Origin of the sequence: Micromonospora sp. NPDC049240, from assembly GCF_040647835.1 — a bacterium.
GTDB lineage: Bacteria > Actinomycetota > Actinomycetes > Mycobacteriales > Micromonosporaceae > Micromonospora.
In genome coordinates this window covers 102,339-119,217 of record NZ_JBEZCX010000011.1, presented here as the reverse complement: position 1 = coordinate 119,217, position 16,879 = coordinate 102,339, and the positions used below count along the sequence as shown (strand labels likewise).

The 16,879-nt window shown below is 68.4% G+C and carries 13 protein-coding genes; 4 read left to right on the top strand and 9 right to left on the bottom strand.

Features of this window, described 5'->3' with window-relative positions:
- The first annotated feature begins 1 nt into the window (after position 1).
- A complete protein-coding gene (locus tag AB0B02_RS18460; RefSeq protein WP_357301703.1) occupies positions 2-2,395 on the top strand; it encodes a tetratricopeptide repeat protein in 2,394 nt (797 codons plus the stop codon).
- 14 nt (positions 2,396-2,409) lie between these two features.
- Here AB0B02_RS18460 and AB0B02_RS18455 read toward each other — a convergent pair whose 3' ends face one another.
- The 7 genes from AB0B02_RS18455 to AB0B02_RS18425 form a co-directional block, all read right to left on the bottom strand.
- Complete coding sequence (locus AB0B02_RS18455) at positions 2,410-2,877, bottom strand: hypothetical protein (protein WP_357301700.1); 468 nt, start codon at positions 2,875-2,877, stop codon at positions 2,410-2,412.
- A 3-nt stretch (positions 2,878-2,880) separates the two neighbouring features.
- Positions 2,881-3,366, bottom strand: coding sequence for a hypothetical protein (locus AB0B02_RS18450; protein WP_357301697.1), 486 nt, complete (start codon positions 3,364-3,366; stop codon positions 2,881-2,883).
- A 64-nt stretch (positions 3,367-3,430) separates the two neighbouring features.
- Positions 3,431-3,919 carry a hypothetical protein gene (locus AB0B02_RS18445; protein ID WP_357301694.1) on the bottom strand — a complete coding sequence of 163 codons (489 nt, stop codon included), beginning with the start codon at positions 3,917-3,919 and terminating at the stop codon, positions 3,431-3,433.
- A 6-nt stretch (positions 3,920-3,925) separates the two neighbouring features.
- On the bottom strand, positions 3,926-4,237 hold the full coding sequence (locus tag AB0B02_RS18440) for a hypothetical protein (protein WP_357301691.1): 312 nt from the start codon (positions 4,235-4,237) through the stop codon (positions 3,926-3,928).
- Positions 4,234-4,542: a hypothetical protein gene (locus AB0B02_RS18435; RefSeq protein WP_357301688.1), complete on the bottom strand. Its 309-nt coding sequence runs from the start codon at positions 4,540-4,542 to the stop codon at positions 4,234-4,236. The genes AB0B02_RS18440 and AB0B02_RS18435 overlap by 4 nt, the downstream gene beginning before the upstream one ends.
- 1,172 nt (positions 4,543-5,714) lie before the next feature.
- On the bottom strand, positions 5,715-6,041 hold the full coding sequence (locus AB0B02_RS18430; protein ID WP_357301685.1) for a hypothetical protein: 327 nt from the start codon (positions 6,039-6,041) through the stop codon (positions 5,715-5,717).
- A gap of 186 nt (positions 6,042-6,227) precedes the next feature.
- Positions 6,228-6,893, bottom strand: a complete 666-nt coding sequence (locus AB0B02_RS18425; RefSeq protein ID WP_357301682.1) for a hypothetical protein — start codon at positions 6,891-6,893, stop codon at positions 6,228-6,230.
- On the opposite strand from AB0B02_RS18425, the gene AB0B02_RS18420 reads away from it, so the two are divergent.
- From AB0B02_RS18420 to AB0B02_RS18410, 3 genes are all read left to right on the top strand, one after another.
- Positions 6,892-7,578 (top strand): hypothetical protein, encoded by a 687-nt coding sequence (locus tag AB0B02_RS18420; RefSeq protein ID WP_357301679.1) that lies wholly within the window; start codon positions 6,892-6,894, stop codon positions 7,576-7,578. The genes AB0B02_RS18425 and AB0B02_RS18420 overlap by 2 nt on opposite strands.
- 214 nt (positions 7,579-7,792) lie before the next feature.
- Positions 7,793-8,674, top strand: coding sequence for a helix-turn-helix transcriptional regulator (locus tag AB0B02_RS18415; RefSeq protein ID WP_357301676.1), 882 nt, complete (start codon positions 7,793-7,795; stop codon positions 8,672-8,674).
- The gene (locus AB0B02_RS18410; protein WP_357301673.1) at positions 8,667-8,855 is read left to right on the top strand and encodes a DUF397 domain-containing protein; all 189 of its coding nucleotides are present in this window, start codon (positions 8,667-8,669) and stop codon (positions 8,853-8,855) included. The genes AB0B02_RS18415 and AB0B02_RS18410 overlap by 8 nt, the downstream gene beginning before the upstream one ends.
- A gap of 265 nt (positions 8,856-9,120) precedes the next feature.
- On the opposite strand, the gene AB0B02_RS18405 is transcribed toward AB0B02_RS18410, so the two are convergent.
- Entirely contained in the window at positions 9,121-14,076 is a 4,956-nt protein-coding gene (locus tag AB0B02_RS18405) for a class I SAM-dependent DNA methyltransferase (protein ID WP_357301670.1), read from the bottom strand.
- Entirely contained in the window at positions 14,073-16,874 is a 2,802-nt protein-coding gene (locus AB0B02_RS18400) for a DEAD/DEAH box helicase (RefSeq protein WP_357301667.1), read from the bottom strand. Before AB0B02_RS18400 ends, AB0B02_RS18405 begins: the two co-directional genes overlap by 4 nt.
- Between the last annotated feature and the right edge of the window lie 5 nt (positions 16,875-16,879).

Here is a 16,879-nt window from a genome sequence, read left to right as displayed (position 1 = left end):
GATGACGGAGGGCGACCGACCGGAGCACGTCAACCGGTCCGAGCTGTCCGGCCCGGCGGACCTGGTGCAGGCCCGCGACGTGTACGGCGGAATCCACTTCCACCCGGCCGAGTCGCCCCGTGACGACTCGACACCCCGCCAACTGCCCGGTGACGTGGGCGGCTTCGTCAACCGGGTCGACGAACTCGGCGTGCTCAACGGATTGCTCGGCGACGGGCCTAGCGGTGTCACGCTCGCCGTCATCACCGGCACGGCCGGTGTCGGCAAGACGTCTCTCGCACTGCGGTGGGCGCACGCCGTGCGGCAGGGGTTCCCGGACGGTCAGCTCTACGTCAACCTGCGCGGCTACGACCCGGGGCAGCCCGGTGAGCCGGCGCAGATCCTCGACCGGTTCCTGCGGGCGCTGGGCGTGCCACCCGCCGCGATCCCCGTGGACCCCGACGAACGGGCGGCGCTCTACCGCTCCCGTCTGGCCGAGCGGCGGGTCCTCGTGGTCCTGGACAATGCCGCCACCGCGAGTCAGGTGCGCCCGCTGCTGCCGGGCACGAAAACCTGCCTGGTGATCGTCACGAGCCGCAGCACGCTGTCCGCGCTGCTCAGCCGCGAAGGTGGTCGCCGCCTGACGGTGCCGCTGCTGTCGGAGAACGAGGCGGTCACCCTGCTGCACGAGGTGACGAGCGTCTACCGCACCGACGACGACCCGGCCGAGTTGGCCGAGTTGGCACGACTGTGCGCCCGGCTGCCGTTGGCGCTGCGCATCGCCGCCGAGCGGGCGGCCAGCCGCCCGCTGATGCCGCTGTCGGAACTGATCCAGGACCTGCGGGACGAGTCGGCGCTGTGGGACGCGCTCAGCACGGACGACGGCCCGGATGCCGAGGCGGTGCGTACGGTCTTCGCCTGGTCCTACCGAGCCCTGAGTCCACCGGCGGCGCGGCTGTTCCGCCTGCTCGGGCTGCACCCCGGCCCGCACGTCAGCGTGGCGGCCGCCGCCGCGCTCGCCGGGGTGCCACCCGCCCGGGTACGCCAACCGCTGGATGCGCTCGTCGGCGCCCACCTGGTGGAGCAGCGGGATCCGGGCCGCTACCAACTCCACGATCTGCTGCGCGCCTACGCGGTGGACCAGGCCCACGACGTGGAGAGCGACGAGGAACGCCGCGCCGCGCTACGCCGCGTCCTCACCTGGTACCTGCGCTCGGCGGAGGCCGCGCTGGCGCGCACCCTGCCGTTCCACCGGGGGCTGCCGGTGGAGGCATCGCCGGAGCTCGCCCCGCTGGCGTTCACCACGGCCGCGGAGGCGGACGCGTGGCTGGCCACCGAGCAGGACAATCTGGTCGCGGCCGTGCTGACCGCTGCCGACGCGGCGCTGCCGCAGGTCGCGTGGCAGCTCGCGGTGCTGCTGCGTGGTTTCTTCATGCACCAGAACGCCTTCGACCCGTGGTTCGCCACGGCGCGGGCCGGCCTGGCCGCGGCGCGGTCGCTCGGTGACCGGCACGCCGAGGCCGAGGCGTTGGAAAGTCTCGGCAAGGCCCACTTCCAGGCCCGTCAGCTCCGGGAGGCCGAGGAACACCACCGGGCGGCGCTGGCGATCCGGCGGGAGATCGGCGACGAACACGGCGTCGCGGTGTCGGTCAACGCGCTGGGGCTGCTGGCCCTACGTCACCGGCGACTCGACGACGCGCTCGGGCATTTCGGCGCGAGCCTCGACGTCTTCGCGCGACGGGGTGACCAGCGGTGGCAGGCCCTGTTGCTCAGCAACCTCGCGGAGGCCCGCTACGAGCTGGGCGACCTGACCGAGGCGGTGCCGTTGCTGGAACAGGCGCTCGCGGTGCAGCGGGCCATCGAGGACCGGGGGCAGGAGGGCAACTCGCTGTTCTTCCTCAGCATGACGCTGCGGGAACTCGGACGCCTCGACGAGGCACGTGCCGCCATCGACCGGGCGCTCGCCATCGCCGACGGGACGAGCCAGTTGTGGCTGGGGCACTGGCTGGTCGAACACGCGAGGACTCTGCGGGCGCAGGGCCAGCCGGACGAGGCGCTGGTGGCGACGCATCGCGCGGCGACCATCCAGCGGCGACTCGGTGATCGCAGCCGGGAGGCGATGGCGCTGGACGGGGCCGGTGAGGCCTACCGGGAGTTGGAGCAGCCGGAGCAGGCGGTGGCCTTCCACGTCCGGGCCGCCGCCGTCCACCGGCAACTGGGCGACGACTGGCAGCTCGCGTTGACGCTCGACCACCTCGCGACGGCCCTGGTCGACCTTGAACGGGGCGACGAGGGGGACCGGTGGCGACGGGAGGCGGTCGCGCTGCTGAGCCGGTTCCCGGACGGCCGCGCGGTCACGCTTCGCCGACATCTGACGGCGGCCCTACAGCGGGAGAGCGACCGACCGACAGGCTGACGTGCCATTGCACGTCACCAGTCGCGGGCCCAGTCCGGCGGGGGCACGACGGTGAGGTGCGGCTCGCCGGTGATCGGTTCGAGCGCGTGGACGATGCGCAGGTCCCCGTCTGCGGCGGCGTCCTCGTCGGTGACGACCCGGCCACTGCTGCCGTCGCTGCTCACCAGCAGCCACCGGTCGGGGTGAATGCTGCCGTCGTCGACCAGCGCCCGCACCCCGAACGTACGGGCAATGCTGGCGGCCAGCTCCCGCTCGCCCTGGCCGGTGGCGTCGGCGAGTTCGGTGTCCCCGGTCAGGATCCAGCCGAACCCCTCATCCTCGTCGGGCGGGGTGAACATCGCGACCGGTCGCGGGGCGTCCACCGCCCGGTCCTCGATCCGCCCCACGTAGACGGTCTCCGGCGCGATGCCGTAGTCCTCGTGGAGGAATCGGCGTAAGGGCTCGGCGGGTAGCTCGCCCTCGAAGTGGATCTGGTAACGCAACGCTTACCCCCGGTAGCTCTTGTGATGGCGAAAGATGTCCAGTGCCCGCTCCTGCGCGGCCTCGGTGAGGAAGGGATTGCGGGCCATGGCGGCCTTCGCCTTCTCGATATCGCCGCCAGCGGCAATGTACTCCTTCAGCGCGCCGTACTCGGCACGGTTCAACTGCTCCAGGCCGGGCCCGGCCTCCGGAAAGACCGTGCCGCTCGGCTCGACGGCATAGGTGCGGCCGTTCACGTGGTAGCGCTGGCGGTCCGGGTCCCAGGTGGCGCGGCCGGCGCCAATGTCCTCCAGGTCCCTGGCGACATCCGTGCCGGGCAGGACGACGGTGTTGACTTCCTTGGAGGGGTTCTTGGGCCGGATGCTGTCGAGGTTGTGACGTGGATGCGGCGGCTTCAGCGGTATCTTCCCGGCCGGTCCGGGGATGGTCTTCCGCGCCGCGTCGGCGACGTCGTCGGCAGATCTGGAGCCGACCTCGCGGGCCTCCCGCATCGCCGCCGACGCCGCCTTGGCGATGAGGCCGGACGCCGCCTCGCTGCCCGCCTTCCGGCCCCGCCTACCCAAAGACGATCTCCAACGCCTGGCCGATGAGGAAGTCGATGGCGATGTCGGCGAGCTTCTTGAACACGGGCACCTCCAGCAACGAGGCGCCCAGGGTGGAGCCGGCGGTGGCGACGGCCTGCGCGATCGCGACCACCAGCAGGGTCAGCTGGACGATCACGTTGATCTTCAGGGCCAGCACCGCCATGGCGCAGACCACAAGCGCGGCACCGACCGCTCGGGCGCCGACGGCGATCCCCCGCAGCACGTCGTGGGCCGAGTCGGGGTGGGCCCACTGGTCGTGGAAGGCGTCCAACGCCATGCCCTGGTTGCCCGCGAGCAACGCAACCGCACCGTCGGCGGCTGCCGAAGCGGCGTCGGCGTCCGCCCCGAAGGCGATCCATGCCTGGCCGAGTTGGAAGAGCCGCTCCTCGTCACTCTCCGGCCAGGTGTAGCCGAGGTCGTTGAGCAGCCCGGACAGCTCGCCCGGGAGCTGAATGCCCATCGTCGTTCAGCCCAGTCGCCGGAACAGTGCGGCGTTGTCTTCCTCGATGCGGTCGTAGGCGTCCCCCATGTCGACCAGGCCGTCACCGAAGCCGGTCAGCGCGGCGAGCACGGACGTGACCGAGCACTCGGCGATCTGTTGGGCGGCCCGGTAGGAGGCACCGATCAGGCCACCGACGTCGTCGGCACCGAAGATGTCGCCCATCCCGTCGGCCGTTCCGCGCAGTCGCTGCCAACGCGCCTCAAGCTGGGCCGCCGCCGTGCGGACACCGTCGCCCGCCGCGCGCAGTTGCACCGGGTCGATGTCGAGCGGCTTCATCGTGGTGGCTCCCGGAGCAGCGCGACCACATCCCGCAGCGCGTCGTTCATCCGCGCCATCTGCCGAACGGATCGGTCCTGCACCTCACCGAGGCTCTCCGCCAGCACATCCACGTCGACGGGCTGGTCGACGGACGCCTGCCTTCCCCGTAGGTCGTCGAGGGCCGCGTTGACGGCGGTCATCACGTGCTCGGCCAGCTCGCCGGAGGGCAGCCGCATCAGCCGTGGGTCGATCGTGAACGAGTCGAGCTTGCCGTCCCTGATGGTGGCGTACATCAGGCCCTCGCCGGCGCTGCCGGTTCCCATCGCCGATTCGGTGTCTTCCTGCACGGAACCCGGACCGCCGGACCGGACCGCCTCCAGCGACTGACGCGTCCCGGTCAGCAGAGCATCCAGAGAGGACAGCTCACGTTCGTTCGGCACAACACGGCAAGGTAGCAGCTCGACACCGTACGTAGGATCCCACAGTAGCGCCGCTCGTATGAAGAACCTGACCTTCCGTGGTCCATGAGGGACAAACGGCCACTTCCAGGCGCTGGGCACTCACCCTAGTGTCGATCACCTCACATGCTGTGAAGATCCCGACGGCAGCGGAGGAAACCTTGGTTGTCAGGCACACCATCGCCAACTGGTACGCCAACGCTGAAGGCCGAGATTCGACCGATTCACGATACGACTGGGAGAACGACGACCGGCCCGACCGCACGCCGGACACCTGGCTCGACCAGCTCGGGCAGTCGAAGCGGACTGGGGACTCCCGTCCCTCGAATGGATCCGCCACCCCCTCTCGGAAGAAGCGGCCGGCGCCGACACAACGAGGTCTCGCGGAGGCCGCCCGCGCGCTCCAGGCACGAATGCGAGGCATCAAGGATCAGACGATCGCCCGGCATCTGCGCGAGAGCGGCTGGCCGGACGTCTCCGCCGAGCAGGTTCGCCAAGCGCTGCGCGCTTACCCCGCCCGGCCGAGCCCTCAGCCCCGCGGGACCATCACGGTGACCACTCCACCCAGCACGACCCGGAAGCCGGCGAAGACCCCGTCCCGCGGCACCATCACCGTGATCACGCCACCCACCACCCGGACGCCAGCAAAGGCCAGTGCAACCGCCCCAGCACGACAGCCCCTGGTCGAGGTGGTCCGCGCCGTTCAGGCGAGCCGCCCGGGCCTGGGCATCAAGCAGTTCGCCCGGGAGGTCAGGGCACGCGGCTGGCCGTACGTCAGCAAGAAACAGGTGGAGGCCGCGCGGCGGTCCCTGCGGAAGGCTCCGCGCCCGTCGACTCCGCGCCCATCGATCACGGCGGTGCGGGCAACACCGGCGGCGCCATCGCTTCAGGCCGTACGGGCGCCTCATCCCGACGCCTGTTTCGCCTGCGGAGTGGTGCCGTCACCGCTGGGATCATGCCGTTGTTCCTGATGCACGGCGGATCCCAGCGGTCCCGGCGTCCATCGGACCCGGCCGCAGTAGGCCTGTGGTGACCGGTCAGTTCTCGGGGTCGTCCAGCTCGGCGACCGGTGGCAGCTTCGCCCGGTCGGGCCGCACCGGGGCGGGCGGCGGGGCGCCGAGGCCGGCCTGGTCCAGCGCGGTGTGCAGGTTGCCGACCAGTTCCTGGAGCACGTCCTTCCGGGCCTGCTGGTAGGCGAGCTGGGCGGCCGCTCCGGCGGCGGCACCGGCGCGCTCGTAGCCGCCCCAGACGTCCAACCACTCGTAGGAGCCGTTCGACTTGCGGATCCGCGCCACCCAGTAGGTCGCTCCCTGCTTGCGCACCGTCCAGTAGCTGCCGTCGGCCGTGTAATCCCGATATGCCATGACCACGAACCTATCGACACAACCACGCGCCACCTCGGCATTATGTCCACAGTGGTCATGAGACGCCGGTCGGCGGGGTCGGATAGTCGTCACAGAGATCGCATTGACAGTTTGCGGTCAATCGATGACCCTGGGTGTCCGGATGAACGCTGTGCCTCGCCCCCGGAGGTAGGCGTGAGGATCGATTCACTGGTGCGGTCGCTGGGCACCGAGTCGACGTTGGCGGTCGTCTCCGACGAGAACCTCGTGGCCGAGGTGCGCACGTTCGCCGGCGACAACGACCCGTACGCCAAGGTGCCGGTGCCCGTCCCGTTGGGTGCGGCCTTCCGCACCAGTCCCGCGCAGGTGCTGCACGAGTTGGGCGTGGCGACCACGTTCCTGGACACCTCCCCGCTGGCGCGGGTGGCCCGGCACTGGGCGCACGTCCGATACTGCGCGACGCTCGACGTCCGCCGGGGTCATCTCGCGTTGTCCCGGCACGCCGGCAACGTGGTGTACCACCACAAGGTGACCCAGTCCGAGCAGTTGGGCATCGGGCTGGCTCTGGTGGTGGCGAAGGAGGTGCTGCGGCGGCAGCACCCGGGGTGGGACTTCCACGCGGTCGACGCCGAGGTGGCGCTGAAGGCGGGGTTCCTCGACGGGGTCGGTGAGGTCGACACCGCGTCGAAGACCAAGAAGCGGCCGGACTACATCCTGATGGGCCACCACAGCGCCGGTCGGCGCAGCGGCGTGAAGATCGTGATCCTGGAGTGCAAGGGCACTCACGGGAAGGTCGGCTTCGCCCACGAGCAGCTCGCCCGCGCCGCCGTGCAGGTGGACGCGCTGCGGGTGGCGCCGACAGCCGTCGCTCATGGTGGCCTCCCGTCTGGCCGCGTCGCGGATCACCTCGTACGTGCTGGATCCACCGGGCGACGGCGAGCTGTGGTCCGGCGCGGACGGCGAGCTGGACGGCCTGCTGGGCGCCACCCCCGACGACCAGGACTGGCTGCCGCAGCCCGCACCGCCCGACGAGGAGCCGCCCGCGGAGCCGCCGGCCGAGGTCACGGACGCCTCCCTCGACGAGGAGTCGCCACCCGCGCGGCCGGACGTGTTCGACATCCCCGCCGAAGGTCGCCGCTGGTTCACCCAGATCCTGAGCCGTGCGGCGGCGGCGACCGCGCTGCTCTTCGCCGGCGCCAACGACACCGCCGGCGCCTACACCACGCCGCGCCAACGGGAGGAAACCCAGCAGCCGGCGCTGTTCGAGATCGACCACCCCTGGGCGTCGAACACCGCGCAGACACTGCGGCTGCCTAACGGCCTCCGGGCCGAGGGCACCCGCTACCGCGCACCGCTGCCCGGCGGCAACACGCTGGAGGTGTTCCGGGGCGTGGAGAGCGGCCTCTACCGACAGCTCGCGGAGGGCCGGGTCGGACCCTACCTGCGGGCCGCCCCGCGCACCTTCCGGCGTTGGTCGGGGGCGCGGCTCACCGGCGGGGTGCTGTCGGTCGGCCAGGACGGCACGATCCTCGTCGTCCGATCCAACGACGCAATCTGACGGCATCCGCGCCACACATTCCCACCCCTGGGGTACGTGATCAGCGCGGCGCGGGAATTGCGCGGTGATAGCCACTGTCGGGGGTGTCTTGTATGGTCAGAGGCGTAATCACCGCACTCGCAGGGGCCCCGGAAAACCATTTCCCGGGCAGCCATTGCCTGTTCCATCGACGGCGGAATGATGTAACAAAAAGCAACACGGAGAGGGGTGGGCGATGGCCGACGACATGGGTTCGACGGTCCCGAGACGACAGCTCGGGAGGGCGCTGCGCGAGCTGCGCACCGAGGCGCGCATGACGCTCGACGGCGCGGCCGAGGCGATCCAGTGCAGCCGGCAGAAGATGTGGCGCATCGAGACCGGCCTCGGCGCGGTCCGCGCGCTCGACGTCAAGGCCATGTGCGACCTGTACGCCGCCACGCCCGAGCTGACCACCGCGCTCACCGCCCTCGCCACCGAGACCAAGGCCAAGGGCTGGTGGCACTCCTACGGCGACGCCATCCCCGACTGGTTCGAGCTGTACGTCGGCCTCGAATCCGCCGCCTCCCGCCTGCGGGAGTACGACGACACCCTGATCCCGGGGCTGTTGCAAACCCGAGGGTACGCCAATGGCGTCTACCAACATCGCTTGCGCATGTCAGGGGATGAGCGGGAGCGCTTGGTCGAGGTGCGGTTGCAGCGTCAGACGCTCCTGGAACGTCGCCTTCCACCCGCACCCCGATTCGAAGTCGTTCTCTCGGAGGCGGTGTTGTTGAGGGTCGTCGGCAGCCCACACACGATGGCCGAACAGCTCCGGCGCCTGCTCAACGTAGGCAGACTTCCGCATGTCTCGATCCGGGTTCTCCCTCTGGCCGCCGGGTTGCACTTCGGCGCAGTGGCAGGGCCCTTCGTCATGCTGGACTTCCCGCTGCGCAACCGGGTCGAGCCCGAACCGTCGGTCATCTACAGCGAGTCCCTGACCGGAGCGCTCTACCTCGATCGCAAGGAAGAGATCGCCACCTACGAGGAGGTGTGGGCGAGCCTCGCCTCACTGGCCCTCGATGAGCAACAATCAAGGCAACTGATCAACAAGATCATCGGAGAGGTCCACCATGGTTGAGCTGACCGGCGCCCAGTGGCGGAAGAGCACCCGCAGCGGAGACAACGGCGGCAACTGCGTCGAGGTCGCGACCAACATGCCCGGCGTCGTCGCCGTACGCGACAGCAAGGATCCAGCCCAGCATGTTCTCACCTTCTCCCCAGCCTCTTGGACGAGGTTCGTTCGAGCGACAACGCGTTGACTTAAACGCAGAGATGCGGGAGCGCGCTTTGAACTATTAAAAGCACGCCCCCACATCTCCTTGCTAACACACAATTAGCTCTTCCCTGAACCCCGCAGAATGTAACGGATGACTGCAAGTCCAACGAGCGCCATAACAACGTAGCCAACTGTTTCGCCAGAACTCCCAAACAATTTCTCCGTCACCCAAAATAAGCACCCGAGCAGTACCATCAGAATGAACACCGCAATGAGGCACCCGCCGAAATCTAAATTGTTACGACTCATTAACCTCTCGCCGCTCTAGAGATTATCCGCTCGGATGACTGCTGGCCTGCATTGGCCGCATCCTGCAGCCGCTTGCTGAATACGGCGTGCGCCTGCCGGTATTCAGCCTCTCGTTCCGCTTTGTAGAACGGCGCCGAATAGCCCTCCGGCACAGCGTTACGCACTGGGTCGTCAAGGTAATCCATAAGCTTCCTGTATGCATCGTTCGCTTGGTTCACGCCTCGCGCATAGTAGTCCCTCGTAATCCGTCGCCCCGCGCCATCGAACCACATCGTGGACTCGTAATCATTCAACACGGGGAAGCGCGCCCTGTACATCGATAGCAGTTCGTCGACTCCGATGCCAAGCCAAACGGAAACAAGCGCGTCAAGTTCGACTAACGCTGAGCGACGAACTCGCTCCGTCCTCAGCGGCGTGCCGCGGCTCCACTCGCGATCCACGTCGCCGAGGGCCCGCGCCTCGGGCAGCTCGGGCCACCGCACGGCCCACCCCTCTTCGCCACGCCACCCATCGCAGTAGAGACCTCGCCAAAGGGCAGCGTAGGAGCGGGTCACGCAGTTCAGACGTAACGCACGGATCAACGCAGCAGACGCCAGAGGATGCCCCAGCTCAGGAGCTGGCATCAACCCCGCATCTTTCACATCTAAGTGACCACGGCCGGTAATGCGGAGCAGATAGTCCAGCGGCAGCGACGCCCAGAAGGCTGCATGTAAAGCAGTTTCGCGGTCAGTTTCGAGCACCATAGAACGCACTGCATGGATATGAGTCGGACCAGGTGGAATAATAGCCGCGAAGAGGCTCCGCTCGGTGTTCAGCGGCACCATCTCACGCCAAGCTAGACGGTAGTATTCGCTGGATGGTCGATCTTTCCACGAGTCTTGGGCTGAATCGAATACTGCACGTTCAACTACTCTTCGATAGTTCGTTCGCGGTATGGCGTCATCGCCGCAAACCGTAAGGTCCCATGATTCGTAGTCCTTAGGACTACGACATGGAATGTTCGGCTGCTTGGCGAGCGGTGCAGCCACACCAAAATGGGGCCCCTGCAGGATCACTTCGCGCCAGTCACCCGGAGCCGAGCCAAGCCACTTGATCAATCCATCGCTTTTAGCAATTTTTTCATGGAAGCCTGACGAAATCATGGGCCGCATATCGGCTAACCGACCACCAACGTTCGCCAAGGCAGAAATAACTGCCTGCTCTCCGCAGGTTACAGGCTGGAGAAGCTTGGCCTGATCCGCGGCGCCGCCAACATCACCGATTACCATCTGCCATTCCGCGAGCACTGATTTATCTACCGTAATAAGCCGGCCCCGATGCGGCCGCAGATCCCAGACGCCTTCGAACTTGATGCCCGGCAGTTCTCCCTGGCCGTCGTGCGTCAACGAACCAGCAAGGGTCTCCGGTGCATAGAGCCAACTTGCATGAGTGAAGGAGATATGTGATCTAGGACCTCCGTAAACGTGGATACCGAACTCACGAGTCCAGCTAATTTCTTTAAAGATTAAACGCATATTCTGAAAATGAGCATGAAGCCGCAGATGACTATAGGCCGCCGAACGTAGTCGCCCCTCACGCGCGCCGCCGAAGTGGCTGTCTGGGTGGACCAAGCCTGCCATACCAGTTTCCGCAAGATTTGACCACACGCGACACATAAAAGCGCGGTACAAGTCCGGCTGCGTTCCAGCGAGCAATGGATACGTGGCAATGGCCGCATAATAGGCCGCGTGGCCAGCGTTGACCGTACGCTCCTGGAGGAAAAACCGATCGGCTGTCGCGGCCAGCATCTTACGGCCCTGCCGCGCCTGAGGCGACGATCCATCGGTCAAGATGAACCAGGGGTCTTGCTCAGCCAGCACGAGGTTCTCTTCCCACAGTGGACGCACCCACGGTGGGTTTCCGACTTGAAGGTCGAAGCCGCCTTTGCCGAAGACTTGTGCGAAGGCAAGGCCCCAGTGGAAGAAGCCCTGCTGATCAGCAACCTCGCCCGTTATGAGAAGCCAAGGGAAGCGATCGGACAGGGTCCAGGGTGCGTCGACGCCGATGACGCCGTCGAGTTTGCGCTCGAAGTCGCTCATCTCGCTCAGGCTGGTCAGCTTCCGGCCGTAGAACCGCTCGGTGTTCTCGTCGGCGTCGCTGCGGCCGATCAACGCTTCGGCGAAGGTGAGCCAGTCGTCAAGGTTGGTCAGCGGGACCTGCCGGCGGAGCTGTTCGGACACCGACAGCTTCCGGGAGGTGGTCGGCTTGGTCGGCAGTTGCATCTGCCGTGCCGGCACGTTTCCGAAGAGGTCGGCGGCCTCGTAGACCACCGGTTCCTCGTACGCCGGCACCTCGCTGACGTGTGACACCTGGACCGGCGCGGCCGGGTAGGCCGGATCCGAGCCGTCGAGCATCCCGACCTTGTCCAGCGGCCAGAACCACAGCGCGCACCATACGTCCATCAGTGTCTTGAGCCGCCAGTACGGCGTGCCCGGCGCGGTCAGGTCGGCGAGGATCTCCTCCCGGGGCACCGCCTCGGTGACCGGTGGCAGGTCGTCGGCGCCCCAGACCTTGATGTCGCGGCGGATCTCCTGCTCGGAGATGGCGAGGCGCTGCTGCACCAGCCCCCACAGGAACTCCACCCGCCGGGCGAGCACCTGCAAGCGCTTGACCTGGGAGTTCTTGCCCTTGGCGGAGGGGGTGCGCTTCATCGCCGTACGCCATGCCTTGAGCTTGGCGGTCTCGGCCGGTGCCAGCTCGCGGGCCTCCTTCTCCCCCGCGACCGCGCCCCAGCCGTCGGCGGGGAGCAGGAAGTGGTGGATGGTGCCCTCGTCGATCGGGCCGTCCCGGAACGGCTGCTCCTTGGGTGCGGTGGTCAGCCACGACTTGTCGGCGAGCTGCTTCGGGTCGTAGGTCTTGCGTCCGCAGCCGATCAGCGAGTTGCCGCGTTGCAGGTGCAGGCCGAACCAGGGGGCCTGGAGGCCGGCGTGCATGACGTTGAGCCAGAGCGACACCTCGGCCAGCTCGACGGCGGTGCGGTTGAGGTCGACGCCATAGCAGTTGTGCAGCGCGATGTAGGCCTTCACCCGCTGGAGTTCGAGGTGGTAGTCCTCCGGGTCGAGGGTGACCTCCAACTCCTTCTGCCGGCGGCGCAGGTATTCGGCGGCGACCTGGTTGATCGCCTCGTTGAGGAACGCGCCGGAGCCGAGCGCCGGCTCGCAGATCGTCCAGTCGAGCAGCTCCCGCGCCTTGGTCTCGGTGCCGTCCTGGTCGAGGCGGTACTTCAGGGCGAGCTGGACGGTGACCTCGGTCAGCGACTGCGGCGTGTAGTAGGAGGCGCTGGTCTGCCGGTCCCGGCCGGCGAGCCGGTAGACGAACGCGCCGGGAGCGTGGCTGACCCGGCTGCGGACCCCCGTGTACGGGTCCTCCTTGTAGACGAAGACGGCGTCGTCGTAGTCGTCGGCCTTGGAGGCCGGGATCATCCACGAGCCGTCCTTCGGGTCGCCGTTCTTGGCGACCTCGTAGAGCTGCTCGGTGGCGACGAAACCGGTGTACGACATCAGGCCCTCGTAGACGGCACCGAGCTGGTTGATGCCGAGCTGCGCGTACGAGATGAAACCGCCGCGGCGCTTCTTGCCGCCCTTGGTGAGCATCAGGCGGCGCAGCACCTCGTAGAGGACCTTGTTGCGCAGCCGCGTGTCGATCTTCGGGCTGTCCGGGTCGTCGGGGTCGCCGTCGTAGTCCGGCTCGGGGATGAGCCGCCCGATGAGTCGGGTCTTCTCCGGCAGGAATAGGTCCGAGCGCATCGGCTCGAAGCGCAGCCCCTCCCCCTCGCTGGCCTTGTCGTCGACCTGCGCGCCGCCGCGTGGCCGGTGGCCCTCGTTGACCATGCGGAACAGCAGGTCGAGCGACTCGTAGAGGTGGGTGCCGCCCTCGGCCGAGGGTGCCAGCCGGCGGGCGACCAGGTCGCCGATGCGGGCCAGGCTGTAGCCCTGGGCGTAGTCGGGGTCGTTGACCGGGAGGACACCCAGCTCGGGGCGGGCCTCGGCATAGAGCAGGAAGAGGATCCGGTAGAGGTAGCGCAGCGCCTCCCGGCCCAGCTCCCTGGCCAGCTCGTCGAGAACCATCACGTCCTGCGGCTGGTAGCCGGCGTCCCGGATCCGGTTCAGGACCTCGTTGGCGATCAGCTCGACGGAGACCTTCAATCCCTCGCGCAGTTCGCCGGAGACGCCGACGGCGTGCTGGCGGGAGCCCGCGACCAGGTCGGCGAGGGGTTCGGTGCCGCCCTCGGCGGGCGGGCGCAGCGAGTCGGCGCCGAACAGCGCCGCGACGACGTCGTACTCCTTGTCGTCGTTGCGGCCGTAGGCGGTGTCGAGGCTGACGGCCAGGTAGCGGCCCTCGCCCCAGGCGTGGCGGTCGGCGAGGGTGACCACGCCGCCGCTGAGGATCAGCACGTAACGCGGCTGCGGGCTGTCGGCGGCGAAGAGCCAGGAGGCGAGCTTGGCACCGGTGGCGATGGTCTCGTTGCCGGGCAGCGTGACCGGGTCGAGAAGCCGGCCGGCGTCGTCCGGGTCCTGGGCGGCCTCGGTGTCGACGGCCCAGCCGCAGTCCAGCGCGACGATGCCGTGCGCACCGCCCAGCTCGGCGTGGGCGACCGGGATCTGGTGCTCGTGGCCGGCGCGTTCAACCGTGATGGTCTGCGGTCGCGGCTCGAAGCCGAGCGCCGTCAACAGCCCCTGGTGGTGCTTGCGCAGCCGATCCGCGCCGAAGAACTCCTCGTCGGCCAGCTCCGTCTTGGCGTCGAAGTAGTCGCGGCGTGCGCGCCGCAGCGAGGTACGCGGGGTCTGCTCGCCGCTCTTCTCCGTCGCGGTCCAGCGCTTGACCAGGTCGCTGTTCTTGAGAGTGGCGGGCAGGATCTCGGCGAGGTAGTGCGCGGACAGGTACTCGCCGCGGTTGGTAAGTGACTCGAAGCTCATGCGACGTTCTCCGGGGACGGGACGAGGACGGCGAGCACCCGCAGCAGCGGGTCACCGGCGGTTTCCAGGCGGTCGAGCAGGTCGTGTTGCTCGGCGACGGTGGCGTCGACGCGCTGACGTCGCTTCTCGCGGTACGGCGCGGGCAGCTCGTCGAAGATGCTCGCCTGCTGGAAGTGGACGAGCTGGTCGCGGTGTCTGCGCAACGGCTCGGCGTTGGCCTCGGCCCACTCGTCGCGCTTGCCTTCCAGATACGTCCGGGCGGCGTCGACGGCCTGCGGCAGGTGATCGGCGAGCGGGTCCAGGGGCACCGCCTCCGCGCGGTTGACCATGTCCGGCCCGACTCCGGCCGCGCGGAGCACCTCGTCCATCGGGCTCACCGTCGGGTCGCCGGGCAGGCCGGACACGGCCATCCACTGCACCACTGTGGGCTGGCCGAGGCGGTTGGCGTAGATGCCCTGGATCAGATAGGTGGGGGCGGCGACGTCGGCGGTGAGCACCGGCGCCTGCTGGCGTCCCAGGCGGATCAGCACCTTGTCGACCAGCCAGTCGACCATCGGGTGCACGTCGCTGAGGAAGGCGATCTCCGGCCACATCGGGGTCTTGCTCTGCCGGGCCTGGTCGAGCTTGCGTTGCGCGAGCCGGCGGTCGAACGTGACCTTCAGGCGCAGATCCTCGCCCTCGCGGTGGGCGCGCAGATAGGACCGGGGCAGGTCGGTGAGGCGGTGCACCAGGTCGTCGGGGGCGAGGAAGGTCAGCAGCTCGTCGTCGCGGTGCAGGTCGATGTGGTCGTCGGGCCGGTCGTCGTAGATCTCGGCCAGTGCGGCGTCGACGAAGTCGGGGGTGGAGTCGAACAGCTTCGGCACCTGGGCCCGGGCGATGTCGGCGGTGACCGGGGCGGTGCCGACCTCGGCGAACAGGTCGGCCATCACGTCGATCTCGGCGTGCGCGGTCTCGTAGGACTCGTCGACGGTCCGGCCGGCGAGCAGGTCGCGGATCAGGCGGTCCTCCTCGGCCTTCGCGTCGTAGAGACCGGTCGTGGCCTCGACGCTACCGAGGGTGCGGTGGGCGACCGCCTCGCGGTCCAGCAGTTTCTGGGCGACCGTGCGGTCGTCCTTGGCGTCGTCGCGGCCGGAGGTGAGGATCAGCGCGCGGAACTGCGGCCGGTGCTTCTGCCCGTAGCGGTCGATGCGGCCGTTGCGCTGCTCGATGCGGATCAGGCTCCACGGTACGTCGTAGTGGATCAGGTGGTGGCACTGCTGGTGCAGGTTGACGCCCTCGGACGCGACGTCGCCGGTGAACAGCAGTCGTACTGCGCTGCCGGCCAGCTCGAACTCCTGGAGGATCCGCTGTTCGTCCTTGTCGGCCACGCCGCCGTACAGCACCCGGACCGCGTCGCGCGGAAGCCCGAGCCGGCCGGGCACCACCTCGGCGAGCCATTTGATGGTCGGCACCCGCTCGGAGAAGACCACCGCCCGGGTGTCGCTGCCCCGGCCCACGCCGATCGTCCGCAGCTCCTCGACCAGCGCGTCGAGCTTGCTGGAGTCCTGGTCGGACATCGCGGAGGTCAGCTCCGCGAGCCGGTCCAGGGCCGCCCGCTCGGTGCCGGTGGCGTTCCTGCTGCGGTTCTTGACCGTCTCGTGCAGGGCCCGGTGGGAGGAGAGGAACGACTTGAGCAGGTTGTAGGGGAAGAGACGATCCTTGCCGGTGACGGCGTCGTCGCTCCATCTGCCGGCCAGCCACACGTCGGTCAGCTCGTCGAAGATCTTCTCCTCGATCGCGCCGGCCTGGCAGTACACGGCCTGGGACGGGCCCCGGTCCGCCCAGCGGTCGCCGATCTGGTCACGCACCTCCGGACTGATCTTCGTGCGCCGCAGGTAGAGGTGGGCGATGTCCTTGGCCTCGTACCGCTTCTCGTCGGCGATCGCCGCCGGGTCGAGCAGCGAGATCAGCCGGGCGAAGGACTCCTTGTCGCCGTTGTGCGGGGTGGCACTGGCCAGCAGCAACGCGTCGGTCTTCGCGGCGAGCCGGCGGGCCAGCTCGTTGCGCTGCGTGCCCTTGTTGATGAGGTTGTGCGACTCGTCGATGACCACCACGTCCCAGGTGGTGGCGTCGAGGTGGTGACCGAACTGGCCGGCGTCCTTCAACGTGTCGACGGAGATGATGGCCCGTTTGAAATGGGTGAACGGATTCCGCCCGGCCGGGATCTCCTGCTGGATGCGCTGGATGCCGGTGGAGTCGAGCCGCACCAGCGGGATCGCGAACCGCGTCCACAGCTCCCGCTGGAACTGTTCGAGCACCTGCTGCGGGGACACCACCAGGATCCGGTCACCCCGACCGCGTCGGATCAGTTCCGCGAGGATCAGTCCGATCTCCAGCGTCTTACCCAGACCGACCACGTCGGCGAGCAGGATGCGTGGCCGCAGGCCCGACAGGGCCAACTCGACCGGGCGCTGCTGGTAGGTCAGCGGGTCGAGCAGGAACCGGTCGGCCAACGCCAGACCCCGCTCGGTACGGGGCAACGGAGTACGCCGCAGCACCGCCTCGAGAAACAGCCGGCTCTGCCGGAACCGCGACGACGTGTCGTGGACCAGGCGGGTCTCCTCCGGGCGCATCGCCTTGATGGTGTCGAGGGCGGTGAAGAAGGTGGCCTCGACGTCCTGCACGAACTCGGAGACGCCCACCGCCTTCACCATCGTGCCGTCCGCGGTGCCGGTCTTGACGCTGCGGACCAGCCATTCCTCGTCGCGGACGACGATCCGGGAACCCGGGGCGAAGGTGGCGTCCTGGGGGGTGGTCATCGGTG